Origin of the sequence: Salinisphaera shabanensis E1L3A, assembly GCF_000215955.2 — a bacterium.
GTDB classification, from domain to species: Bacteria; Pseudomonadota; Gammaproteobacteria; order Nevskiales; family Salinisphaeraceae; genus Salinisphaera; species Salinisphaera shabanensis.
Genome location: NZ_AFNV02000004.1, coordinates 23390 through 47293 on the forward strand (window position 1 = coordinate 23390; position 23904 = coordinate 47293).

27 protein-coding genes are annotated in these 23904 nt (G+C 61.4%); 8 read left to right on the top strand and 19 right to left on the bottom strand.

The window, feature by feature from the left end:
- Positions 1–22: 22 nt before the first annotated feature.
- A complete protein-coding gene (locus tag SSPSH_RS03385) occupies positions 23–922 on the top strand; it encodes a DNA ligase (protein ID WP_006912225.1) in 900 nt (299 codons plus the stop codon).
- A 21-nt stretch (positions 923–943) separates the two neighbouring features.
- On the opposite strand, the gene SSPSH_RS03390 is transcribed toward SSPSH_RS03385, so the two are convergent.
- Complete coding sequence (locus SSPSH_RS03390; RefSeq protein WP_006912226.1) at positions 944–1486, bottom strand: MAPEG family protein; 543 nt, start codon at positions 1484–1486, stop codon at positions 944–946.
- A gap of 17 nt (positions 1487–1503) precedes the next feature.
- The gene (gene hmuQ, locus SSPSH_RS03395; protein WP_006912227.1) at positions 1504–1806 is read right to left on the bottom strand and encodes a heme-degrading protein HmuQ; all 303 of its coding nucleotides are present in this window, start codon (positions 1804–1806) and stop codon (positions 1504–1506) included.
- A gap of 140 nt (positions 1807–1946) precedes the next feature.
- On the opposite strand from hmuQ, the gene SSPSH_RS03400 reads away from it, so the two are divergent.
- Positions 1947–2819, top strand: coding sequence for an AEC family transporter (locus SSPSH_RS03400; RefSeq protein ID WP_006912228.1), 873 nt, complete (start codon positions 1947–1949; stop codon positions 2817–2819).
- A gap of 277 nt (positions 2820–3096) precedes the next feature.
- Here SSPSH_RS03400 and SSPSH_RS03405 read toward each other — a convergent pair whose 3' ends face one another.
- The 3 genes from SSPSH_RS03405 to SSPSH_RS03415 form a co-directional block, all read right to left on the bottom strand.
- Entirely contained in the window at positions 3097–4206 is a 1110-nt protein-coding gene (locus tag SSPSH_RS03405) for an alkene reductase (RefSeq protein WP_006912229.1), read from the bottom strand.
- A gap of 153 nt (positions 4207–4359) precedes the next feature.
- Positions 4360–4812, bottom strand: a complete 453-nt coding sequence (locus SSPSH_RS03410) for a plastocyanin/azurin family copper-binding protein (protein WP_006912230.1) — start codon at positions 4810–4812, stop codon at positions 4360–4362.
- A 175-nt stretch (positions 4813–4987) separates the two neighbouring features.
- Positions 4988–6112, bottom strand: a complete 1125-nt coding sequence (locus SSPSH_RS03415; protein ID WP_006912231.1) for a zinc-dependent alcohol dehydrogenase family protein — start codon at positions 6110–6112, stop codon at positions 4988–4990.
- A 199-nt stretch (positions 6113–6311) separates the two neighbouring features.
- Here SSPSH_RS03415 and SSPSH_RS03420 point away from each other — a divergent pair, with 199 nt between their 5' ends.
- Positions 6312–6875, top strand: a complete 564-nt coding sequence (locus SSPSH_RS03420; protein ID WP_040607423.1) for a phosphoribosyltransferase family protein — start codon at positions 6312–6314, stop codon at positions 6873–6875.
- 15 nt (positions 6876–6890) lie between these two features.
- On the opposite strand, the gene SSPSH_RS03425 is transcribed toward SSPSH_RS03420, so the two are convergent.
- The 4 genes from SSPSH_RS03425 to SSPSH_RS03440 all read right to left on the bottom strand — a co-directional run bounded on the left by SSPSH_RS03425 (position 6891) and on the right by SSPSH_RS03440 (position 10214).
- Positions 6891–7925: a sodium:calcium antiporter gene (locus tag SSPSH_RS03425; RefSeq protein WP_006912233.1), complete on the bottom strand. Its 1035-nt coding sequence runs from the start codon at positions 7923–7925 to the stop codon at positions 6891–6893.
- A complete protein-coding gene (locus SSPSH_RS03430) occupies positions 7922–8734 on the bottom strand; it encodes a crotonase/enoyl-CoA hydratase family protein (protein ID WP_006912234.1) in 813 nt (270 codons plus the stop codon). The genes SSPSH_RS03425 and SSPSH_RS03430 overlap by 4 nt, the downstream gene beginning before the upstream one ends.
- Before the next feature lie 232 nt (positions 8735–8966).
- Positions 8967–9635, bottom strand: a complete 669-nt coding sequence (locus SSPSH_RS03435) for a dienelactone hydrolase family protein (RefSeq protein WP_006912235.1) — start codon at positions 9633–9635, stop codon at positions 8967–8969.
- Between the two features lie 99 nt (positions 9636–9734).
- Positions 9735–10214 (bottom strand): hypothetical protein, encoded by a 480-nt coding sequence (locus tag SSPSH_RS03440; RefSeq protein ID WP_006912236.1) that lies wholly within the window; start codon positions 10212–10214, stop codon positions 9735–9737.
- Between the two features lie 249 nt (positions 10215–10463).
- Between SSPSH_RS03440 and SSPSH_RS19645 the strand changes: the two genes are divergently transcribed.
- Positions 10464–10889, top strand: a complete 426-nt coding sequence (locus tag SSPSH_RS19645; protein ID WP_006912237.1) for a pilin — start codon at positions 10464–10466, stop codon at positions 10887–10889.
- Between the two features lie 13 nt (positions 10890–10902).
- Here the strand turns inward: SSPSH_RS19645 and SSPSH_RS03450 are convergent, their stop codons facing one another.
- Positions 10903–11301 carry an RNA-binding S4 domain-containing protein gene (locus SSPSH_RS03450; RefSeq protein ID WP_006912238.1) on the bottom strand — a complete coding sequence of 133 codons (399 nt, stop codon included), beginning with the start codon at positions 11299–11301 and terminating at the stop codon, positions 10903–10905.
- A gap of 42 nt (positions 11302–11343) precedes the next feature.
- On the opposite strand from SSPSH_RS03450, the gene SSPSH_RS18930 reads away from it, so the two are divergent.
- Together SSPSH_RS18930 and SSPSH_RS03460 are read left to right on the top strand one after the other, a co-directional pair.
- Positions 11344–11622: a DUF3634 family protein gene (locus SSPSH_RS18930; RefSeq protein ID WP_006912239.1), complete on the top strand. Its 279-nt coding sequence runs from the start codon at positions 11344–11346 to the stop codon at positions 11620–11622.
- Positions 11623–11712: 90 nt separating this feature from the next.
- Positions 11713–12378 carry a glutathione S-transferase gene (locus SSPSH_RS03460; RefSeq protein WP_006912240.1) on the top strand — a complete coding sequence of 222 codons (666 nt, stop codon included), beginning with the start codon at positions 11713–11715 and terminating at the stop codon, positions 12376–12378.
- Between the two features lie 54 nt (positions 12379–12432).
- Here the strand turns inward: SSPSH_RS03460 and SSPSH_RS03465 are convergent, their stop codons facing one another.
- The 7 genes from SSPSH_RS03465 to SSPSH_RS03495 form a co-directional block, all read right to left on the bottom strand.
- Positions 12433–12756 (bottom strand): ComEA family DNA-binding protein, encoded by a 324-nt coding sequence (locus tag SSPSH_RS03465; RefSeq protein ID WP_006912241.1) that lies wholly within the window; start codon positions 12754–12756, stop codon positions 12433–12435.
- A 196-nt stretch (positions 12757–12952) separates the two neighbouring features.
- The gene (locus tag SSPSH_RS18935; protein WP_161627797.1) at positions 12953–13234 is read right to left on the bottom strand and encodes a hypothetical protein; all 282 of its coding nucleotides are present in this window, start codon (positions 13232–13234) and stop codon (positions 12953–12955) included.
- 95 nt (positions 13235–13329) lie between these two features.
- Positions 13330–14262, bottom strand: coding sequence for a histone deacetylase family protein (locus tag SSPSH_RS03475; RefSeq protein ID WP_021031365.1), 933 nt, complete (start codon positions 14260–14262; stop codon positions 13330–13332).
- Positions 14263–14460: 198 nt separating this feature from the next.
- On the bottom strand, positions 14461–14850 hold the full coding sequence (locus SSPSH_RS03480; RefSeq protein WP_006912244.1) for a DUF3015 family protein: 390 nt from the start codon (positions 14848–14850) through the stop codon (positions 14461–14463).
- A gap of 85 nt (positions 14851–14935) precedes the next feature.
- Complete coding sequence (gene thiC / locus SSPSH_RS03485) at positions 14936–16807, bottom strand: phosphomethylpyrimidine synthase ThiC (protein ID WP_006912245.1); 1872 nt, start codon at positions 16805–16807, stop codon at positions 14936–14938.
- A gap of 95 nt (positions 16808–16902) precedes the next feature.
- Positions 16903–17532 (bottom strand): bifunctional nicotinamidase/pyrazinamidase, encoded by a 630-nt coding sequence (pncA, locus tag SSPSH_RS03490; RefSeq protein WP_021031368.1) that lies wholly within the window; start codon positions 17530–17532, stop codon positions 16903–16905.
- 7 nt (positions 17533–17539) lie between these two features.
- The gene (locus tag SSPSH_RS03495; RefSeq protein WP_006912247.1) at positions 17540–19012 is read right to left on the bottom strand and encodes a nicotinate phosphoribosyltransferase; all 1473 of its coding nucleotides are present in this window, start codon (positions 19010–19012) and stop codon (positions 17540–17542) included.
- Positions 19013–19144: 132 nt separating this feature from the next.
- On the opposite strand from SSPSH_RS03495, the gene SSPSH_RS03500 reads away from it, so the two are divergent.
- Both SSPSH_RS03500 and SSPSH_RS17720 read left to right on the top strand, forming a co-directional pair.
- Positions 19145–19879, top strand: coding sequence for a lysophospholipid acyltransferase family protein (locus SSPSH_RS03500; protein WP_161627798.1), 735 nt, complete (start codon positions 19145–19147; stop codon positions 19877–19879).
- A 16-nt stretch (positions 19880–19895) separates the two neighbouring features.
- Positions 19896–20657 (top strand): lysophospholipid acyltransferase family protein, encoded by a 762-nt coding sequence (locus SSPSH_RS17720; protein ID WP_021031370.1) that lies wholly within the window; start codon positions 19896–19898, stop codon positions 20655–20657.
- On the opposite strand, the gene SSPSH_RS03510 is transcribed toward SSPSH_RS17720, so the two are convergent.
- Positions 20654–22609 carry a non-ribosomal peptide synthetase gene (locus SSPSH_RS03510; RefSeq protein WP_006912250.1) on the bottom strand — a complete coding sequence of 652 codons (1956 nt, stop codon included), beginning with the start codon at positions 22607–22609 and terminating at the stop codon, positions 20654–20656. The two genes, SSPSH_RS17720 and SSPSH_RS03510, sit on opposite strands and share 4 nt — an antisense overlap.
- Positions 22610–22619: 10 nt before the next feature.
- Positions 22620–23855 carry a cytochrome P450 gene (locus tag SSPSH_RS03515; RefSeq protein ID WP_021031371.1) on the bottom strand — a complete coding sequence of 412 codons (1236 nt, stop codon included), beginning with the start codon at positions 23853–23855 and terminating at the stop codon, positions 22620–22622.
- Positions 23856–23904 lie beyond the last annotated feature (49 nt).

A 23904-nucleotide genomic window follows, 5' to 3' on the forward strand; every position in this document is an offset into this window, starting at 1 on the left:
GGCCGATCGAGGGAACGCAGTGATGCGCCGCAAGGAGAAGACACATCCAATCACCCGATTGCTGGCTATTGTGGCCGCGATCGTCCTGTTCTTTGTTTTGAATTGGGCGGTCCGGGCCGCCCCGGCGCCGCAGGTCACGCTGGCCGAGCGTTATGACGGCCAAAGCGATCTCGCCGACTATTGGGTAAGCGAGAAGTTCGACGGCGTACGCGGCTACTGGACCGGCGAGGCGCTCATCACGCGCGGCGGCACACCGATCGATCCGCCGGCCTGGTTCACCGCCGGCTGGCCGGACACGCCCATGGACGGGGAGCTATGGATCGACTACGGCGAATTCGCACGCGTCTCGGGCATCGTTCGCACGCACGACGCCAGCGATCGGCAGTGGCGCCAGATCAGCTACCGCGTGTTCGACTTGCCGGAACATGGCGGCGAATTCGACGCGCGCGTGCCCGCGATTCGCAAAACCGTAGCCGCGATCGATCAGCCCTGGGTCGTCGCAATACGCCAGTTCAAGGTCGACGACCCCGAGGCGCTCGATACGGCGCTGGCACGTGTACTCGCCCGCGGCGGCGAAGGTTTGATTCTGCATCGCGGCGATGCGCCCTATCGCGCCGGACGCAGCGACGACGTGCTCAAACTCAAGCCCTATGAAGACGCCGAAGCTCGTGTGATCGGCATCAATCCCGGCCAGGGCCGACTCGAAGGCTTGATGGGCTCGCTCGACGTGCGCACGCCGGATGGTCGCGAATTCGCCATCGGCAGCGGCTTCACCGACGCCGAACGCGCCGACCCACCGCCCCTTGGCAGCTGGATCACCTACCGCTACAACGGCGAAACCGCGACCGGGTTGCCGCGCTTTGCCCGTTTCTTGCGCCGGCGACCAGGCGGGCCACCACCCGAGCCGTCCACGGGGCGTTAACGCGCTCGAAAGCGCTACCGCTTAGCCGAACGGCAGGCGCGAACCCACCACCGCTGCGACTGTCAGCAGCATCAGCGCCGTCGGATAAAAACAGGCGGTAAAACCTAGCGAGCGGGCCGGTGCACCGCGTGCGTAGCCAATAAAAAACAAAATACGACCCAGCACGAATACGATCGCCGCGAGGCCGACGACCGAGAGCGTGCCGATAGGCATGAGTACGGCCCAGGCAACATAGGCCAGCACGGCGAGCAGCGCCTGTTCGTGGGTGTTCTGCGCCAGCGCACGTAACAACTGTACACGCGGCGCGCCCTGGGTGAGCCCGGCGCCGTCGATATCCGCCGCATGAAAGAAGCGATGCTTGGCGATACGCCCGAGAGCGATCATCAGGCACAGCGCGGGCAGTACAGCCGCACCACTGGCAATCGACAAACGCGTGGCCGGCGTATCGTCGAACGGACCGAACACCTCGACGAACGCACCGCCCCACACCACGGCAACAGCCACGATGGCACCTGCCGCCATGCCGCGAAGCACGCCGCGCTGGTGGGCCGATAAACGTGTCATCGACGCGCTATCCGTTACTAGATCTTGACGTCGAAACCCTCGAACTGGGGCGGGCCGAGATAAATATCACGGCGCGCACCGGCGTTCGCATGGGCTTTACGAAAAGATTCACTCCGGGTCCAGGCTTCGAATGCCTCACGCGATTCCCACTCCGAGTGCGACGCGAACAACGTGTGTTCGTCGTTGGTCGCGCCCTGCAACATATTGAACTGTTTGAAGCCGGGCACATCCTGTAGATGACTGTCGCGTTCACGCCAGATCGCGAGAAACTCCTCCTCACAGCCAGGTTTGATCTTGAAACGGTTCATGGCGATGAACATGGCCTGCTCCCATCTTTGAAAAACCGTAGCGAGTATACGCATCGCGCCACACCGCCTGCCCACGATCCTTGCGCAATACAGCTAGAATAGCGCGCTTTGTGACTGGGCCGAGCGTTCGCACTCGCCCCACGGGAGCCGCTGTGCTGATTCGTATTCTCGAGATCACGGTGCCGGTGTTCGGCATCATCGCCCTGGCCTACGCCTATGGCCGCCGGCGCCCGACCGATCTGCGCGATGCGAACCGGCTCAATATCAGCCTCTTCACACCCGCGCTGATTTTTCATGCGCTCACCGAACGCTCGCAGGGCGGCGAGGATTTCTTGATGGCCGCCATCGGCGCCACGGTCATCGTGCTCGGCTCGGGCCTGCTTGCCTGGGTCTGGGTGCGATTCACGAAACGCGACCCGGCGATCTATATCGGCCCAGCGATGTTCAACAACTGCGGCAACCTGGGTTTGCCGCTGGCTATCCTCGCCTTCGGCGACGATGCCCTGCCGCTGGCCGTCGTGCTATTGGTCACCGAAAACCTGCTGCAATTCACTCTCGGCCTGTGGCTGCTGGGCGATTCGATTCATATCAAGCGCCTGGTCACCAACCCCATGCTGATTGCCACCTTCGCCGGTGTACTCGCCATGATTATGGACTGGCACGCGCCAGCGATGATCGAACCGGGTATTCGCATGCTCGGCGAAATATCCATTCCGCTCATGCTCGTTGCGCTGGGCGTACGCCTGGCGGACGGCGCGCCCGGCCAATGGGCTGCGGGCTTCTGGGGCGGGCTGCTATGCCCGCTCACCGGCCTGATCGTGGCCGTGCCCTGGGTATTGATCACGCAACCCGAGCCACCGCTGGCCGCTCTGCTGATCGTGTTTGGCGCCCTACCGCCGGCGGTACTCAACTACATGCTCGCCGAACAGTTCGAGATTGCCCCACAACAGGTGGCCGCGATCGTAGCGGTCGGGCACGTGATCGCCCTGGCGGTTATACCGATCGCGCTTTATTGCGTTCTATAGTTTTGTTGAGAAGGCCTGTCCGACTACGCCATCTTTTACAAACACGTCAGCTTCGACCGGTAATGCCCAGTATTGAAATGTCTCCCCGGCACGCAGGTCCACTAGCGCGCCGAATTCAGCATTGAATTCTGCTGCCAAACCGGCCTGTCGCTGTTCCTACTACTGCTACGCTTCGACAACATCGCGTGTTCTGCAAATGCACTCACGACACGCATAAAAAAAGCCGGCCGATCACGTGATCGGCCGGCTTTTTAACGTCGGAACGTCAGTTAACCAATCAGTTCTGTTCACTCAGAAACGGATAATCGGTATAGCCTTTTTCGTCGCCGCCGTAGTACGTGGCTTCGTCCGGCTTGTTGAGCTCGGCGCCGACGCGGAAACGCTCCACCAGGTCCGGGTTGGCGATATAGGGACGGCCGAAGGCAGCGCCGTCGCCGAGGCCCTTCTCGATGAGTGCTTCGGTGCCTTCTGCCGTGTAGTGGCCGCAGAAGATCAACGCGCCGTCGGCGAAGCGTTCGCGCATGGACTGGCGGAATTCGTCGGTGAGCTTGATATCGCCGCCGGCCCAGTCGGGCTCGTTGATATGCAGATAGGCCAGGCCGCGCTTGTTGAGCTGTTCGGCCATATAGAACGCCATCGCCTTGGGTTCATCATCGGTCAGGCCGAAGAGTTCGATGAAGGGCGACATCCGAATGCCCACGCGATCGGCGCCCATGACTTCGACCACCGCATCGACGACTTCCAGCGGCAGGCGCGCCCGGTTCTCGATGGAGCCGCCGTAGGCGTCGGTACGCTTATTCGAGCCCGTGGCCATGAACTGTTGCAGCAGATAGGCATTGGCGGCATGGACTTCGACCATATCGAAACCGGCCCGCTTGGCGCGGATGGCGGCCTGGCGATATTCGTCGACGACCTCGGGAATTTCCTTGGTTTCGAGCGCGCGCGGCGTGGAGGAATCCTGCAGGCCTTCGCTGCCGTCCTCGAACTGGACATAGGATTTTGCGCCTTCGCCGCGGATGGCGCTCGGGGCGACCGGCTTGCGGCCGTCCGGATGCACCATCTCATGGCCCACACGGCCGACATGCCACAGCTGCAGGCACATACGCCCGCCGGCTTCATGCACGGCGTCGACAACGCCTTTCCAGCCGGCTTCCTGTTCGTCGGTGAAGATGCTCGGCGTGAAGACATAGCCGCGGGCGGATTCCGAGATATTGGTGGCCTCGGAGATAATCATGCCGGCGCCCGCACGCTGCGAGTAATAAGTGCGCTGCATTTCGCCCGGCACCTGATCGCGACAGCGCGCGCGGGTAAGCGGCGCCATAAGTACGCGATTGGGCAGTTGCACGGCACCGAAATTGATAGGCGAGAGAAGTTTGTCGACGGCCATTGTGTTCCCTAGGTCGAAAGATTGTGTGATGTACAAGGAGTTGGTGGCCACGACGATCAAATCAAGTCGATCGTGCACAACGCTTTTGTGCGTCGTGGGCAAAAAAAGCCCTGCCGCAGAGCGACAGGGCTGGACTCGGAAAGAGCCTTGCGCTTATTCGGCCTTGACCGTCAGCGTGCCCTTCATACCAGCCTGGAAATGGCCCGGGAAGGTGCAGATATAGGTGTAGTCACCCGGCTCTTCCGGCGCGGTGAAAGTCACCGTATCGGATTCGCCGCCGCCGACGAGGCCGGTATGGGCGATGATCTGATCGCTCATGTCTTCCGGCACGTAGTCGTTGGCCTTGGCGCCCATCGCAGCTTCATCGACCTTGCCGGCATCGGCATCGGACTTGAGCAGAAGCCAGTTATGCGCCATTGCCGAGGCAGGCAGTTTGCTGTTGTTCACGAGCTTGATCGTGACCTCTTCACCCGGCTTGACCGTAATCGATTCCTGGCTGAACCGAAGGCTGTTGGTGCCTTCGATCTCGACCGTCTTGGCCTGAGCGGCAACTGCCAGCGTGGACAGCGCGGCAAACAGCGCGAACAGGATTGTTTTCTTCAACATATCGTTTTATCTCCATCGGATTTGTACGTGCACAATGCAACGAATTCGCGCGATACGCAAGCTGTGACAAGGCCTTGCGCGCCTTCGCCACATTGCAAGCGTCTCGCCGACTACATCATTCGAGAGTCTAGTCGACAAGGCTTAACGTTTGCTGACGGCGTCACGCGGCGCCTGCCTAAAAGACGATTACCTGGCGGATGGCCTGACCGGCCGCGAGGCGTTCGAAACCGGTGTTGATTTCGTCCAGCGACAGGCGATGCGTGAGCAGCCGATCTACCGGCAACCGGCCCGCCTGATAGAGCGCGATGTACTCGGGAATATCGAGCTTCGGCACATGCCCGCCGAGATACGACCCCATGAGGGTACGTTCCTGGGCCACGAGCTGGGTCGGGGATACGGGCAGGCGCACGTCCGGATGTGGCAGCCCGGCGGTGACCGTCTTGCCGCCCTTGCCGGTCGCCGCAAACGCGAACTCCAACGCCGGCTGTACGCCCGCGAATTCCGCCGCGACATCCACGCCGCCGCCTGTCCATTCCTTGATCTTGTCGAGCGCGTCGTCGTCCTTGGTGTTGACCGTCGCCGTGGCACCCAGTTCGCGCGCACGTTCGAGCTTGTCGTCGTCGATATCGGCCGCGATCACTTGCGCGGCCCCACCGGCGATCGCACCCAGAACCGCCGACAGACCGACGCCGCCAAGTCCGACGACCAGGACGGTCTGCCCCAAACGCAGCTTGGCGGTATGAATCATCGCGCCCACGCCGGTGAGCACGGCACAGCCAAAGATCGCGGCAATCTCGAAATCGAGATTCTTGTCGATCTTCACCAGGGATTCGGTGCGCACCACGGCATGCTCGGCAAAGCCGGACACGCCCAGATGGTGATAGACATCGTTGCCCTGCTCTTTCAAACGAATGCCGTCATCGAGCAACGTGCCGGCATTGTTGGCCTGTGCGCCGGGCGTGCACAGCGCGGCACGGCCATCGGCGCAATATTCACAGTGGCCGCAGCTGGGCACGAACGAGCACACGATATGATCGCCAACTTCGAAATCCTTGACGTTCGGCCCGACCTCGATGATCTCGCCGGCGGCTTCATGGCCGAGCACCATCGGCGTGGGCCGCGGACGGTTGCCGTCGATGGTGGATAGATCGGAATGACACAGACCGGCTGCATGTATCTTGATGAGCACTTCGCCGGCTTGCGGTGCGTCGAGCTCGAACGTCTCGATCTTGAGCGGCTGGGAATCACTGTAGGGACGCTGCGCCGACATTTCGCGCAATACGGCAGCTCGGGTCTGCATAAGAACTCCTGATCCTGAAAATAAGACGGCGCCAAGGGCAGCCTGCGCCCGAATCTATCATTTGAAATGACGTGTCGGGGGTATGAATTTTACGCCGGGGTGTCGAGGCTGCGCCCAAGTCGTGCAAAACTATGCGTATCACATCGTTTATTCGACGGGCGACGCGCTGCGCGTGCGGGTTGCCCGCAAAGGCTTTGCCATGACCCCGAGTACCGAGACCTACCCGATCGATATCGCCGGCCTGCACCGTGAACTGCCCTTGTTCGAAGTTTCTGCGGGCACACGGATCGCAGTACTCAACGTACTCGGCGATACCGAACTGGTCGAAACCGCGAGCCGCGCGCTTGCGCAAAAACTCGAACCGGTGGACTACAGCGTTCTCGTGACGGCCGAGGCGAAATCGATTCCGTTGGTGCATGCGCTGTCGGTCGCGACCGGCAAGCCCTATATCGTGCTACGCAAGAACTACAAACCGTATATGGGCGACGCGCTCAAGGCCGAAACCTTGTCGATCACCACGGGCGAGCCGCAGACGTTGTTCCTCGATGCCAAGGATCGCGCGCTCGTACAGAACGCAAAGATCGTGCTGCTCGACGATGTGATCAGCTCCGGGTCAACGCTCCAGGCAATGCGCGCGATCATGGACCGCGCGGGCGCCACCGTGGCCGCTGAAGCGGCCATCCTGACCGAAGGCGAACGCGAAAACTGGCACGACATCATCTCGCTGGGCCATTTGCCGGTATTCACGGACGACGCCAGCTAGGCTCGTTCCGGCGGCTCAAGCCGCCAGCACGGCCGTTGCGATGCCGAAGCCATAAAGCACCACCATCGTCGCGCTTTCGAAACCGATATTGCCCACGCCGTTTTTCTCACGACGAATCAGGCCCAGCAGCAGTACGCCCGTCATCAGTATCGAGAGCGCCATCCAGAGCAGAGTCTGCTCGGGGACGGCGTGGTAAATCGAGCCATCGCGATAGGCAAGATCGGCCGCGCCAGCAAACAGGCAATCGAAAGCATTGCCGCCGATGATGCCGCCGACCGCCAATTGCAGCGCGCCACGCCGTACCGCAGCAATCGAGGTCACCAGTTCCGGCAATGACGTACAGATAGCCGTGAGGATGACACCAACCGCGGTCGCACCCAGCCCGGTCTGTTCGCCGATACGGCTCGCCACGATCTCGAGCACGAAGCCACTCAAACCAAGCAGTGCGGCCAGTGCCAGAAACCCGAGCCAAAGCGAAATCAGCGAGCGCGACAAGGCGCTATCGTCGGGTCTGTCTTCCCGGGTTTCGCCGGTTTCGCGCGGCGCCCACATGCGCAGTTGCTCGGCATCGTTGACCACACGCAAGCCAAAACCATAGCCGACGAACAGAACAAGCGTTGCCGGATGGATGCCCAGCAGCGTGTAGGCCGGCGTATAAGGCGCGAGCAGCAACAACGACAACAGACAGATCAGCAACGCGCTCTGAGCCAGATTCGCTGTCGATGCGGCCGCATGTTCGAGGTTGGCGCGCTGATAGACGCCGTCCGCAATCGCGAGAAAAACGGTCTGCACTGCGATGCCGCCGAGCGCATTGCTCATCGCCAGTTCCGGCTCGCCTTTGAGTGCGGCCGTGACCGATACCACGATGCCAGACAACGACGTCGCCGCGCCCAGCAAGACCGCGCCGGCGATCGCCTCGCCCAGGCCAGTGCGGTCGGCCAGATCGTCGGCGATATGCGTCAGCCGCGTGCCAACCACGGCGATGATCACCGCGATCAGTGCAAAAAAGCCCAGGCTGGCCTCAAGACCCAGCCCCGATATCCAGCTCATTTGGAAACGCTGCGCCGCTTGAAGGGTTTGTCGCTTTGCTTGCCGTTGCGCGCGACGCTGATGCGCTGATTCGCACGTCCGATCAGACGTCGCTGCCAACGCCGCTCGGCGGCCGTGGCCGACGACTCGCTGGCATCCCAGGATTCCTGCAGCAGGAACTTGCCAGCCGCCACGGCATCCGGCGAATAGGCGCTCATTTCGAGTGCGATATCGCGGGCCGCCTGGGCGGGGTTGTCGTCGAGATGAGTGACCAGACCCAACTCGTGCGCTTCGTGGGCGCTGATGATCTTGGCGCTCATGACCAGTTGCTTGGCCACATCGATACGTACCAGCTCGCGCAACAGGGCCACGCCGCCCATATCCGGCACCAGCCCCCATTTGGCTTCCATCACGGAGAACTTCGCGTCGGGCGATGCCACCCGTACATCCGCACCCAGCGCCAGCTGTATCCCGGCGCCGAAACAGTTGCCGTGAATGGCAGCCACCACCGGTACACCGATATCGCGCCAGGCCAGACTCCAGCGCTGAAAACGATTGGCATAAGGCAGCAGCAATTGCGCCATCGCCGGCGCCGCAGCGAGCGGCGATTTCATGACGGACGCGAAATCGAGTCCGGCACAGAACGACGGCCCGTTACCCTGAATGACGATGGCGCGCAGATCACGATCCTTGGCCAGCGTGCTCGCAGTGTCGTTGACCGCATCCAGCATCGCCAGATTCATGCCGTTGTGCTTGCGCGGGCGATTCAGGCACACCCGTGCCAGATGGCTCTCGTGCTCGACGACGACGGTTTGATCCGATTCGCTCATACGCTTTCTCCGGCGCAAAAAGCGCCACTTTGCCGGCTTTTTGTTCGATCGCCTAGAGCACGCCGGCGCGGCGCCGGCCGATCCACTTCCTATACCGTTGGCCATGCGGGCTCGCACTCGCATTCGGTTGCCCGACACGCCCGCGCTGCGTGGCCGCTGGTCGAGAACACTGTAGTCGCCCATAAAAAAGGCGGCCCCGCAGGCCGCCTTCTCGCCACCCTGGTGTACCGATTTACCCTTTCAGGTGTTTTTCAAAGAAGGACATGCTGCGTTCCCAGGCTGCCTTGCTGGCCTGCGGGTCGTAGTAGTCCCAGTCTTCGTTGCCGAAGGCATGCGGTGCATCGTAGCGATAGGCTTCATAAGGCACATTCGCGGCCTTGAGCTTGTCTTCGAACGCGTCGGCCTGATCGATCGGAAAGAAAGTGTCCTGCTCGGCAAAATGACACTGCAGCGGGATGGTGATCGAGCTCGGATCACCGGCTTCATCCGGCGGGATGCCGTACCAGGACACCGCCGCATCGGTTTCGTCGTTATGCATGGCCGAAAGCACGGCGAGTACACCCCCCATACAGAAGCCAATCACGCCGACCTTGTCGCTATCGGCCTTGAGATACTGCAGCGCGCCGCGGATGTCCTGGGTGGCCGCATCACCGAAGTCGAGCTCGTTCATCTTGTGCTCGGCTTCTTTTTCATCGAGCGCCTTGTCGCCGTGATAGAGGTCAGGCACCAGTACACGGTAACCGGCATCGGTCCACTGCTGGCCGACCCGCTTGATCTGATCGTTGAGCCCCCACCATTCCTGGATAACGACAATGCCGGGCGCATTCGCGTTGGCCGGTTCAGCATAGAAGCCGCTGGCGCTACCGCCGTCGGGCCGTTTGTATTCGATATGTTCGGACATGGAGTGCGTTACTCGATAATGGAACGTACCCACATGCTACCGCGCCCGACATCGGTTTTTAAACGCAACGACGCCGGGCACGGACGACAAGCTGCAGAGCTAGCGCGCGGCCTGCTGACGCACGCCGGTGAGCGCTGCGAACTGCGTATCGTTGAGCACCGCGTCCAACGGCAGCCAGGCCTGGCTGTCCGGGGTACGGGTACGCAGTGCCGGATCGGCCAGCGAGACTTTTTCGCCGGTTTTCTCTTCGATCATGCGCTCGATGGTTGCTGCGTCCAGCTCGCCTTTCTTGAGCTTGACCAGTTCGGCTTCGTTAAGGTCGAGCGTGGTGTTGTTCGCACTGCCCGGCAGATAGATGGCACCGGTCCCGAAATCCACCGCAAAGGCAATCACGCCCGGCACGATGAAGAACAACAGCCCCACGGCATCAAGTACGGCCACTGCCGGATCGATACGGCCGTCGACCTGGCCCTTGCGTTCGGGATACAGGATCACGCCGCAGGCGGTGGTGCCGATCAGCGTTCCTGCCATGGCTGCCACGATACCGGCGCGGCGCGCGCCTCTGAGTCGATCGGTCATATGATTCCCCTTAGATGAATTGACTGTCGAATTTTCCGGCCATGGCCCTTCCAGGCGGTTCTACCGACTAAATAATTGTAGCGCCTACTCAGGATTCACGTCTGCGGCCGATCAAGTAAAAATAGGCCATCGGCTGCCGATCCAGGAATCATGTCACAACAATACGGGGCGGCTATGAACCGAACCCAATCTCCAGCAAACGGCCATCAACCGTGGCGATCCACCCCCGGCTTCACGCTCATTGAACTGATGATTGTGGTGGCGATCATCGGCATTCTGGCCGCGATCGCGGTGCCGGTTTATATCAACTACATCGCGCGGGCCAAGGTCAGTGAAGGTCTGGCGTTGGCCGGGCCAGTAAAAACGGCGGTGACCGAGTATTACAGCATGCATGGCAAACTGCCCGAGGGCAGCAAATGGACCGAGGTTCTCGAAGCGCTCAATTTGCCCAACAGCTTTGAGTCGGGCGCAGCGTCGGGGAATAACGTCAAACGTATCTGGTGGCTCAACAACGAACAGTTATCTGCGATCAAAATCCGCTATAGCGGCCTACCGATCGACGACGATCTACTTTATCTAGAGGCGGATTTCGAAGGCGGTTCGATCACCTGGAACTGTACGGCACCCAGTAGCGGTGGCGTCGCCGAGCGTTATTTGCCAGCGAGCTGCCGCTAATCGAATCCGTTTCTCATTCACCCTGTTTGAAACGCCTGAGTTCACGCCGCTGTTTCTTGTCCGGCCGTAACGACGGTCGTGGCATGGACATGCGCGCGGCCCGTCGTTCGGTAGCCTGGGCTTCGCGGCGCTCACGGCTGGCCTGCGTCTCGGCATAGAGTTCCACCGCCCGCGCGGCCGGGCCGCGTTGTTCCGAGAGTCCGCGCACGTCGATCTCGAATGCCGTTTCACCCTTGGTGACTTCGAGCCGGTCGTCAACTTTCACGCCGGTGCTCGCCTTGGCCCGGTGGCCGTTGACGTGCACCTTGCCGCCTTTGACTGCCTTGGCCGCCATCGAACGGGTCTTGAAGAAGCGAGCCGCCCAGAGCCATTTATCGACCCGTACGGCGTTGTTGTGCGCAGGCTGCGTCATACGCAGACTGTGACATCAAATTCAACGCCCGCAAACCATCGCGTGTTCGATCGTTTCCGCTTGATCTACCGACTACGTGCTACCCCCGAGGGCATCGAGGTTGTCGCCGGCCGCGTGCCACCACGTTTTTTGGCCGCGGTGCGTGATGTCGCGCGCTTGCACGGCATCGATCAGGGCGAAATCGAATGCAAGGGCAAAGGCCGCAAAGCGCGACTGCGCTTTTCCGACAGTTTCCCCAAAACGGGACGTCAGGCGATACGCAACGTGTGGTCGCCGCCGACAACGCCGGGCCCGGGCGGCGGTCGACGCGCCAGCGGCTGAATCAAGGCATCCGGAATAAGACGAAGGTCTGACACACGCATACCGAATGGCGTATGTTTACGCTCGACTTCAATATGCAGGGATAGGCACATGATTACGGTTCATCATCTTGAGGATTCGCGCTCGCAGCGCGTCTTGTGGCTACTCGAAGAGTTAGAGTTGCCTTACGAGGTCAAGCACTACAAGCGTGATCCCAAGACCATGCTTGCGCCGGCCGAACTCAAGAAAGTGCACCCTCTGGGCAAGTCCCCGCTCATTACCGATGACGAACGTACGGTCGCCGAAACCGGCCTGATAATCGACTACATCGTCGAAACGCACGGCAACGGCCGCCTCGCGCCGCCGCGCGGCAGCGACCAGCGTCTTAATTACGACTACTGGCTGCACTACGCCGAGGGTTCGGCCATGCCTCCGCTACTGCTGCATCTGGTATTCGACACCGTCGAGAAACAGGCCCCGTTCCTGATCAAGCCAATCGCCAAAGCGATTTCCGCCAATGTGAAGAAACAGTTCATCCGGCCCCAGCTCAACCTGCATATGGACTATATCGAGCATTCTCTACGCCAGCACAACTGGTTCGTGGACGACGAGTTCAGTGCCGCCGATATCATGATGAGTTTTCCGCTGGAAGCCGCCTGCGCGCGTATGGATCTTCAGCCGCGGTGTCCGAACATCGCAGCCTTCGTCAAACGCATCCACGAGCGTCCCGCCTATCAGCGCGCTCTGAAAGCCGGCGGCCCTTACGCATACGCGTAATGCAACAAGGCCCGCACGTCGGCGGGCCTTGTCGATGCGGTTGGCGTGAATGTATCAGTTGTCTTGCGCCTCATCCGCCGTGTCGTCTTCGGACATGCCATCGTCGGACATAGCCGAATCGCCGTCGACCGTTACCTGATCGCGAATACGATCGACAGTCTTGCTGCCAATACCATTGACCCGGGTCAGATCATCGACCGACTCGAACTCGCCATTGGCTTCGCGTTCTTCGATGATCGAGGCCGACTTGGATTCGCCGATATAAGGCAGCTGACTCAGCGTCTCGGCATCGGCACTATTGATATTCACTGCCGCCATGGCGACCGCACTCATGCACAGCAGCACAGTCGCGATTATCAGAACAAATACGTTTTTCATCTTCCCCACTCCTCTTATTATTGGAGAAGTTATAAATTATCGACCATGAAAACGGAGCGCAAACACCCATGACTATCAGGGCTATCCATCGATAATGCGCTTCCACTTTTCAATCACTTATTAAATTTTTAGAGTGATTATTAAAATGTCGTTTTAATAATCAATTGCATGCTGCGCCACTATCGCAGAGGCCGTGCTAACGCCTCGCCGGCGAAACGAACCTCGCGTGTACGATCTCCCAGCGGCGCGCTAGGCCGCTGACTGAATCGCAACCCAACGGCTTCGGCTCGGTCTTCGGATCGAGGATAAATTCGCTATCACCCTGCGCCCGTGTCTTGCCGGTATAGGCGATCAGAACCACTCGGATTGCACGTGTTGGATGCGTATTTGCAATTCGTCGAGATCGGCCGCGGTGCAGCATGCAATCGGCGGTGAGCGCGTCGCTGAATACGAGATATTCGCCGGCCGCATTGGCCACGCGTGCCGGACCCGACTGGTCCGAAGGGTTGGCGCCGGCGACACCCGGCGCGCAGATAAACAGCGCTATTGCTACGGCATGCCGCAGCGTCGATCTCACCGCTCGCCGGCCTCGCACAGCGTACGAATATGGATCGCCGAGCTGGCGGCCAGCGCATCGAGGGCATACCCGCCCTCCAGAGTGGAAACCACACGCCCGTCGCACAGCCGGTCGGCGGCTTCGACGATGCGTTCGGTAACCCACTGGTAATCCTCGGCCTCAAACATAAGATCGGCGAGCGGATCGGAACGGTGGGCATCAAAACCGGCCGACACGAAGATCATATCGGGCGCGAAGGCATCGAGCGCGGGCAGCCAGTCGCGCTCGACGGCCTGCCGGAACACGCTGCCCGGCGTACCCGCCTTCAGGGGCGTCTTGATTAACGTGTCGTGTGCATTGTCGTCTGCGGTAAACGGGAACAGCGGGTTCTGGTAGCTCGAACAGAACAGCGCGCGTGGCTCGTTGCGCAGTACGTCTTCCGTGCCATTGCCGTGATGGACATCGAAATCGAGGATGGCGACGCGCCGCAAGCCGTGCACGTGCAGTGCATGTGCGGCGCCGACGGCGACGTTATCGAAAAAACAGAAGCCCATTGCCCGATCGTGTTCGGCGTGGTGACCGGGCGGGCGAACGGCACAGAACGCGTTCGCAGCCTGGCCCGCCAGAACGGCATCGGTCGCCGCGACAACGGCGCCCGCCGCATGTAATGCTGCGGTCAGGCTGTGGCCGTTCATCGACGTATCGTCGTCCAAACGAACGCGCCCCCGTGTGGGAGCAAAGGTCACCAACTCGTCGACATAAGCCGGGCTATGGACGCGCTTGACCGCGTCCAGCGGCGCCTGCGGCGCTTCGCGGCGCGCTACGCGACGATCCACGCCAACCACGCCCATGCCTTTTTCGACGGCCACCAGCCGTGACGGCGACTCGGGATGACCGCGCCCCATGTCATGTAGCGGGCAACTGGAATGACTAAAATAGGCAGTGGTCATATGGGGCGCATCCGAATACCAGTAAGCATCAAGCCGAGGCTACAACAAGCCGGGCTGCTACAGGCATCGAACAACACCGACACGCGCAATGCAAGTATGCATATGGGTTACAGCCGTATGCTGGGGCGAAGCCCCGAATGTTCGCGCAAAAAAAAGCCGCTCGAAGCGGCGTTTTTCCTGTCAGCCCGTCGTTGCGAACTAACGCATCGCGACGATGCGATCGACCACGTTGCTGTCAGAGGAGACCTGCGGCCCATACAACTGTCCATAGTTGGTCCGCATCCAGCGACCGAACGCATCTGGGTTTTCTTCATGCAGAAGCGCGGCCAGCGCATCGAGATTTTCACCTTCACCGGTCGCGGCCTCTCGGCGTAGTGCAACCGACTGGGTATCGGCGAAGTCCTGAGCCTGGGTGAAATCGTCGTCGATATTCTTACCCACGATATAAGCGGTGGTGCCCGCCGTACTCGCGGTCGTGATCAAGTCGTCCCGATCGCGAGCCGAGCTGATGGTCGCCACGCTCAGACCCACAACGGCCACGCCGCATAGCGTGAGACGCCGCACCAATGTACCGGTTTCTTTTCTCATGGGTTTCTCCCGTGTGATTCGATCTGCTTCGAAGTTGAACGCTAGTCTCTGCAGGATGAATTATCGCTGAATTCGTCTGACGCCGTTATTTATAAAGCGTGCTCCCACCCTCGCGGAACTCTTCGGCCTTTTCAGCCAGACCGGCATCGAGCGCGTCCTGCGGGGTTTCAATGCCACGCTCGGCCGCAAACTCGCGGACTTCCTGGGAAATACGCATGGAACAGAACTTCGGCCCGCACATCGAACAGAAATGCGCGACCTTGGCACTGTCCTTGGGCAGCGTTTCGTCATGGAACTGGCGCGCCTTCATGGGATCGAGCCCGAGATTGAACTGATCTTCCCAACGGAATTCGAAACGCGCCTTGGACAAGGCGTTGTCACGAATCTGGGCGCCCGGATGCCCCTTGGCCAGATCGGCTGCATGGGCCGCGATCTTGTAGGTAATGATGCCTTCGCGCACGTCGTCCTTGTCCGGCAGGCCCAGATGCTCCTTGGGCGTGACGTAACAAAGCATGGCCGTGCCGTACCAACCGATCTGGGCGGCACCGATTGCAGAGGTGATGTGGTCGTAGCCGGGGCCGATATCGGTGGTCAACGGGCCAAGCGTATAGAACGGCGCGTCGTGGCAATCGGCCAGTTCGGCGTCCATATTCTCCTTGATACGCTGCATGGGCACATGGCCCGGCCCTTCGATCATGACCTGTACATCGTGCTTCCAGGCGATCTGGGTGAGTTCGCCCAGCGTGCGCAATTCGGCCATCTGGGCTTCGTCGTTGGCATCGGCAATCGCGCCCGGGCGCAGACCGTCGCCCAGCGAGAAGGCCACGTCGTACGCCTTCATGATTTCGCAGATCTCTTCGAAATGCGTATAGAGAAAGGATTCGGTGTGGTGGGCCAGACACCACTTGGCCATGATCGAGCCGCCGCGCGAGACGATGCCGGTCACGCGATTGGCCGTCATCGGCACGAACGGCAGGCGCACGCCGGCATGAATGGTGAAATAGTCGACGCCCTGCTCGGCCTGCTCGATAAGCGTGTCGCGATACATCTCCCAGGTCAGCTCTTCGGCCTTGCCGTCGACTTTTTCGAGCGCCTGATAGATCGGCACGGTGCCCACCGGCACCGGCGAATTGCGGATGATCCATTCGCGGGTTTCGTGAATATGCTTGCCGGTCGACAGATCCATGATCGTATCGCCGCCCCAGCGCGCGGCCCAGACCATCTTCTCGACTTCCTCGGCAATCGAGCTGGATACCGCCGAGGTACCCATATTGGCGTTGATCTTCACCCGGAAATTGCGGCCGATGATCATCGGCTCGGATTCGGGATGGTTGATGTTGTTGGGAATGATGGCGCGCCCGGCCGCGATTTCGTCGCGCACGAACTCGGGGGTCACATGTTCCGGCAAATTGGCGCCGAAGCCTTCACCGGGATGGCGACGCAACAGGCGTGAATCCTTGATCGCATCGATCTTCGCGTTTTCGCGAATCGCCACGAACTCCATTTCCGGGGTGACAATGCCCTGGCGCGCATAGTGCATCTGGCTGACGTTCGCGCCAGCCTTGGCGCGACGCGGCGTGCGCACATCGGGAAAACGCAGATGGCCGGTCGATGCATCCTCGGCACGGGCACGCCCGAACTGCGACGACAGGCCGTCGAGCAATTCGGTATCGCCCCGCTCTTCGATCCAGCCCGCACGCAGGGCCGGCAGGCCGACGGTGAGATCGATCGTCGCCTCGGGGTCGGTATATGGCCCCGAGCAATCGTAGATCGTGATCGGCGGATTCTTCTCTACCCCGAATGTGGCCGGGGTGTTCGACTGGCTGACTTCGCGCATGGGCACACGAATATCGGCACGCGAACCCGTGGCGTAGATTTTCGACGAATTCGGGAACGGGACGCGCATCTCGTCGGCCAGACGCGCGGACACCGCCAGATCTTTGGGAACAGCGCTCATATCGGATATGCCGTCAGGGGGAATATCCGTCCAATCTACCAACCTGCTATGTGCAATAAAAGCCGTGCACATGCGTATTTACGCGCTGCTTGTACTTATTTGAGACCGGTAAGCAGCTCGCTGCTGTCGACGATCGTTGCCCCAGCAACCTGCATGGCATCGATCGCAGCCTGCGTGTCACCGGGCTGCATGTCCACGCCGCGCACGCCGTCGCGCACGAGCGTGACCCCAAAGCCCTCGGCCAGCGCATCCACGACAGTGAATTTCACACACACATCGGCCGCGAGCCCGAGCACCACGAGATGATCGATATCGCGCGCCTTCAAGTGGTCGGCCAGCCCCGTGGCGTTGAGGTGGTGGTTATCGTAGAACGCCGAGTAGCTATCCAGTCGCCGTTCCATGCCCTTGCGCACCACGTGGTCGATACCGGCAATATCCAGCGCCGAAGCGAATCCTGCGCCGGGCGCGCCTTGAACACAGTGCACCGGCCACAGAACCTGATCATGGCCATCCAGCTCAGTGACCTGAAAGGGCTCGTAGCCGGCATGCTCGGCCGCGAATGACAGGTGATGCGGCGGATGCCAGTCCTGGCTGGCCACCACATAATCGAAGGCGGGCATCAAGGCGTTAGCCACGGGCACGACCGCATCGCCCTCCGTCACCGCGAGCGCGCCCCCAGGCAGAAAATCGTTCTGGATGTCGACGAGTAACAGCGCTTGTTTCATATCGAGTTCACTCTGCGATTTTTCCCGTGCGCGACGGTCCTGGCGTATCGCGCCGCGCCAGCCAGTCACGCAGCGCGTCGGTAGATTCCTCGAGATAGCGATCGATCAGCGCCGGGTAATCGCTGTGCCTGGCGAAATAAGCGAACTGTTCACCGGCATAGGCACGCACATCGGCCAGATCCGGGGCCGCCCCCACACGCGCACCGTTGCGCACGACGCCCGCGAGCAGATCGATATGCGGTGCCTGCGCATCAAAGCTATGGCAATGGGGGCCACGCGTGCCTGCCCAGGCGGTTTTCGGCGCGGCCTCGTCGAACAACAGATCCGCGAACGGTGCGCCCTGCTCGGTGAAGCGGCGTACCTGATGCACACCGGGCCGGGTGAGCTTGCCCGGCGTATCCGAGAGCTTCATTCGATACGACCAGGTGCCGCGATCACTGCGAATCGCAGCCAGTTTGTAAACGCCATCGAGCGCCGCATCGGGCTGGGCGGTCGTCAGGCGCGTGCCCACACCCCACAGCACGATGGGCGCACCTTCGCGCTTGAGCTCGGCGATGACTTTTTCGTCGAGACTGGAGCTGGCGGCAATACGCGCGTTCTCGAACCCAGCGGCATCGAGCATTCGGCGCGCGGTTTTCGATAGCTCGGCGAGATCGCCTGAATCCAGCCGGATGCCGGCCATTTCGTGGCCGCTTTCACGTAGTTTCCGGCCGGCACGGATCGCGTTCTCGATGCCTTCGATCGTGTTGTAGGTGTCCACGAGGAAAACACAGTTCTCCGGCAGCGCTGCAGCGTAGGCATCGAAAGCGTCGATCTCGTCATCGAATGCCATCACCCAGCCATGGGCATGGGTGCCCGAGACCGGAATGCCGAACAGCTGGCCGGCGAGCACGTTCGAGGTCCCCGCGCAGCCGCCGATATAAGCCGCGCGTGCCGCGGACACGCCGCCGTCGATACCCTGGGCCTTGCGCAGACCGAAATCGAGCACCGGGTCGTCGCCTGCGGCATGCGCGATACGCGCGGCCTTGGTCGCGACCAGGGTCGGAAAATTCATCATGTTCAGTAGCGCGCTTTCGAGCAGCTGCGCCTGCAGGATGGGCGCACGCACTCGCAGCATCGGCTGATGCGCGAATACAGCCGTGCCTTCGGGCACCGCATCGATATCGCCGGTAAAACGAAGATCGCGCAGGTAATCCAGAAAGGCGGGGTCGAAAAGCGCGTCCCCGGCGTTGTCCTCGAGCGTGGCCAGATACGCAACATCGGCCTCGGAAAAAGACATCTGGGTGACGTATTCCACCGCGGTTTCCAGCCCGCAGGCGATCGCGAAGCCGTTATCGAACGGCGCCTCGCGAAAGAACAGATGAAAGACCGCCTCGCGCTCGCTCGAACCATTATGCCAATGCGCATAGGCCATGGTGAGCTGATAGAGGTCAGTCAGCAGCGCGGGCGCGCGGCCGTAAAGTTGCCCCAGCAAGGACATAGGCAAAAGCGGCGGGAATGGTTCGAACACAATGCGAACGTTCGGCCCGAGTTTCAACTCGTGGCCGATCTGCGCAACTTGCGCAACCCCCTGTCGGGCCGCAAGCTCCGCCGGATGGAGGATGAAAAACCTATGGCAGCGCAGACCGATCCATCGCAACCCGCGGGCAAGAAGACACCGCGAAAACGCCCGCCACCGAGCCTTGGCCAACGTGCGCTCAGAACGGTTTCACAGTGGGGTATGGCCGGCTATATCTGGCTGCTTCGCCTGACCTGTCGAATCAAGATCGTCGAAGGCCGGCAGCACCTCGAAGACAGCCTCGCTCGCGCCACCCCGGTAGTGCCCTGTGCTTGGCACCAGCGCCTGGTGCCAAGCGGGTTGTTTCTGCGTTCGCTCGTGGATCGCGGCATGAATGTCGGCTTTCTGATCAGCCCGTCGCGCGAGGGCGAATTCATGTCTCGGGTCGCACACAATCACCGTGTCGTACCGATACGCGGCTCATCCAGTCGCACCGGCAAGGAAGCGATGCAGGCGCTCACCGAGGCGGTCGCCGAGGGCATATCGCCGATGATGTACGGCGACGGTCCGCGCGGCCCCGCACGCGTATTCAAGACGGGCGCAGTCATTCTTGCCAGCCGTTCGGGCGCACCGTTGTTTTTGGTGGGCGCCGCGGCGAGTCGTTACTGGCAGGTGAAATCGTGGGACACGTTCCACGTGCCCAAGCCCTTCTGTTGTTTTAAAATCGCAGTGGGCGAACCGTGGCCGATCGGCACGTTGCACGACAAGCAGGATGCCGAAGACATCGCCGAGGAACTCGGCCATCGGCTCAATGCACTGTGTGAAATCGCTCAAGACGCAAATCCATAGGACAACCGCCTCGTCTATGAGCCAGGACAGTCAGAGCCCCCCAAGCTGGACCACACGGCTTGGCATGCGTATCGGCCTACCGCTACTGCGGCTGGTCGCCCGCGCCCTGCTCGCCAGCTGCCGAATCCAGCATGTAAGCGGCGATGGACGGTTGTCGGAGTCGATCGACAGCGGGCGCGCGTTACTGCTGTGCTGCTGGCATCAGCGGCTAAGCGTAAGCGTTGGCTTTTTGTTGCAGGCGAAAGCGCGAGGACTGCGGCCCGGGTTTCTGGTATCGCCGTCGCGCGACGGCGAAATCGTGGCGGGCGTGGTCGATGGCATGGGCGCTCACGTCATTCGCGGCTCGGCAACACGTACCGGTGCGCGGGCAATGCGCGATCTCTACGGCGTGATGAAAACCGGTGTCTCGCCAATCATTCATCCGGACGGCCCGCACGGGCCGGCATTCATCGCCAAGCCCGGCACGCTCATGCTTGCACAGATGACCCAGGCCACGGTGTTACCCATGTCCTTTTCGGCCGACCGTTATTGGCAGCTCGGTTCATGGGATCGGCTGATCATTCCCAAGCCGTTTGCGCGCGTCGTGATCACGATCGGTGAGCCGCTGACGGTGGCGCGTGGCGCTAATATCGACGAGGCTGCCAGAACGCTGGGTACACGGCTCGACGAACTCACGCGTGACGCCGATCACCAGACCGGCGCCACGCCGCGTCCGCCCCGATATCTCGGCACCGAAACCGAAAATGCGCCGGAGACGGACTCGGCTAACTCCGATTAGGCCACTGCAGTTTCCTCCTGTAGATACGCTGCCAAAGCGTTGATCGTTGGGTATTCGAACAAGTCGGTCATTTCCAAGCGGTTCGGCCAACGTGTTTCGATGCCCTCGTGAATCTGGGCCAGCTCCAGCGAGGATAGCCCGCTTTCGAACAGATCGTCGTCATAGCCCAGATCGCGCTCGGGAACGATGTCGTCGCAAATGGCCTTGAGTTCAGCCGCGATATCGCTGCGATCGGCCGTCGCGCTCTCAGGCTCTGCTGCGCCAAGCAGCTTGTCGAGTTCTGCAACGATTGCAGCGAATTCACCTTCGGCATACTGACGCGCAAGTAACGAACGCTGCAGCTTGCCGCTGGTGGTCTTGGGCATACGCGAGATGGGCAGCACCTGCGATGCCACCAGACCGGCGCGCTGATTGAGCGCCCCGCGCAGTTCGCGCGCGATCGCGGCGAAATCCTCGAGGTGACCACGAAATACGACGAACAGAACCAGCGCCTGTTCGGTCGTGCTCGGCGCCTGTACGCCGGCGGCTGCAAGCTTGTTGAGTTCCGCGCCGGGCACGTCCTGTAACAGGGCCTCGATATCCTGCGGATAGTGGTTCTGGCCATTGACGAAGATGATCTCTTTCGCACGGCCGGTAATGACGAGCTCGCCGTCGTAACAAAAACCCAGATCGCCGGTATCCAGCCAGCCGTCGCCCACCAGCGCATCGGCGTTTGCGTTCGGATTGCCGTAATAGCCGGCGGTCACATTGGCGCCCCGTATCCAGACCCGGCCGACCACACCCTCCTCGACCGCATCGCCTTGCGCGTCCGCGAGTTTGAGTTCGGTCGACCTGACCGGCGTGCCCAGGCAGACGAGTTCGAGCGCCTGCGCGCCGGGGTCGTAGCGCACGGTATCGCCCAAGCCCAATTCGCCTCGTGCCACCGACACGCTACGCAGGCCACGACCCGGTGCCGGGAACGTGGCTGCGAGACTGGCCTCGGCCAGGCCATAGACAGCGAACATCGTTGTGGCCTTGAGACCGGTGGGTGCCAAGGTCGCAAGAAATTCTCGCACCAGCGCCGGCGCGATCGGCTCCGCGCCGTTGTAGATCAGGCGCACGCTCGACAGATCGAGTTCAGGGCGGCCCTTGGCGGCAATCGCCCGCAGCGTATGGCGATAACCGAAATTCGGCGAACACAGCAGCGTGGCACGAATCTCGGCGGCTTTTTCTAGCCACAACAACGGCCGGCGCGCAAACAGATCCGGCGTCATCAGATAATGAACAAAGCCGTTGTACACCAGGGTGAGATGAAAACCGATCAGGCCCATGTCGTGGGTAAGCGGCATCCAGGACAGCGCCACCTCATCGCGCCCGAACTGCGAGCCGCTGCTGATCGCTTCGATATTCGCGAGCACGTTGGCATGGGTGAGCACCACGCCTTTCGGGTCACCGGTCGAACCGGAAGAAAACTGGATGAACGCCGTATCCTGCGGCGTCAGCGATGCGCGCTCGGCCGGTGTCTCCACCGCCGGCGGCTCGTCCGACAGCGAACGCTCGGCCAAACGTTCGCCGGTGTCGCGTTCGCCGCGCTGCTCCATGAAATCGCGCACGCGCTCGATATGCTTGGGGCTCGCCACGATGCGTGGTTCGTCGAGATGGCGCCAGACGCGCACCAGTTTTTCCAACTGGGCCGGCGTGGCACCCGCTGCAATCGGCACGGGCACGATACCGCCATAGATTGCGCCCCAGAAGAACTGCAGGAACCGAAGGTTGTCCTCGACGAACAGAATCAACGGTTCGCCGGCCTGTATGCCCTGCTCTTGCAGCACGGCCAAACGCCCCTCGGCGGACCGCGCAAGCATCCGGTAGTTGAGTCCGCGTTCGTCGTGGGCGCCATCGATAAAAACGATACCGTGCGGCGAATCGCCCTGCGCATCCAACACGTCGGCAAGCGTACGGAAACCAGACATAAGCAAACCTCTAGAAGAATTCTTTTCGGGCGCGCCAGCGAATGGGCACGCCGTCGCCGGGACGCAGATTGATCCGCGATTCCAGCTTAGGTGGATGATCGCCGGCGTAGACCGGCGTGAAGCGGCGCAACATCGTGACCAGGTGTTGTCGCATTTCAGTCATCGCCAAATGCTCGCCCACGCAGTGGCGAGGGCCGGCGGCGAACGGAATATAGGCAAAGCGTTGCGACGGCACACCCGCCTGCAGAAAACGTGTGGGGCGGAATCGATCCGGCATGGACCAGTACGCCGCGTCGCGATGCAACACGTAGGGGCTAATGAATATCTGATCGTCTGCTGCGATCTCGTAATCGCCCAGCGTGTCGGCCTGAATCGCCCGCCGCGACAACAGCCAGCCGGGCGGGTACAGACGCAACGTTTCGTGAATAACCGCCTCGATGAAGCACAGCCGATCGCTGGCGTGATCTACGACATCGGCTATCTCATGCTCGGCTAACGCATCGACTTCGGCTTGGGCCCGTGCGCACACCTCGGGATGCGTGGCGATTTCGTACCAGGCCCAGGCCAATGCGCTAGCCGTGGTTTCGTGCCCGGCCACTATCAGCGTCATGACTTCGTCGACCAGTTCGCGGCGGCTCATACCCGTGCCGTCGCGACCGCGTGCCGTGAGCATATGGCCGAGAAAATCGAACCGTTCGGGCGAACTTTCGGTACGCGCCTCGATGATCGATTCCACCACGCGCCCCAGCCGATGAAAACGCGCAGCAAAGCGCAGGTCGCGGGTGGCCTCCTCACTGAGTAGCGAAAACGGGTTGGCCGCGCCGTCCACGAGGCGTGGATAATCCTCGCCGAAGATCGACTTGAGCACGATTACCAGCGTGAGCTCGCTGATATGCGCTGCGACATCGACCGGCGCGTCGATACGGGCGGCCTCGGCCCAACGCTGGGCCAGATCGGCATTCTCGGCAGCGATCATGGCGTTGAAGTCCGCCAGACGGCGCGGCTTGAAAGCCGGCTGAAGCAACCGGCGCTGACGCGCCCAGAAGTCGCCCTCGCTGACCATGATGCCCTCGCCCAGCAGCAGCCGAACGCGATCGAGACCCATGCCCTTGGCGTAGCGCGCCGCGCGACGCACCATGATTTGTTGAACGAACTCGGGCTCGTGGATCACCCAATGACGCGCGTTCCCCTGCGGCGCCGGTATGCGATAAACCGGGCCGTAAACGTCATGCCAACGCACAAGCATGCGACGCGTCGCCTCATCAGGCGCCACATCGAAACCGGCGGAGGGGCCG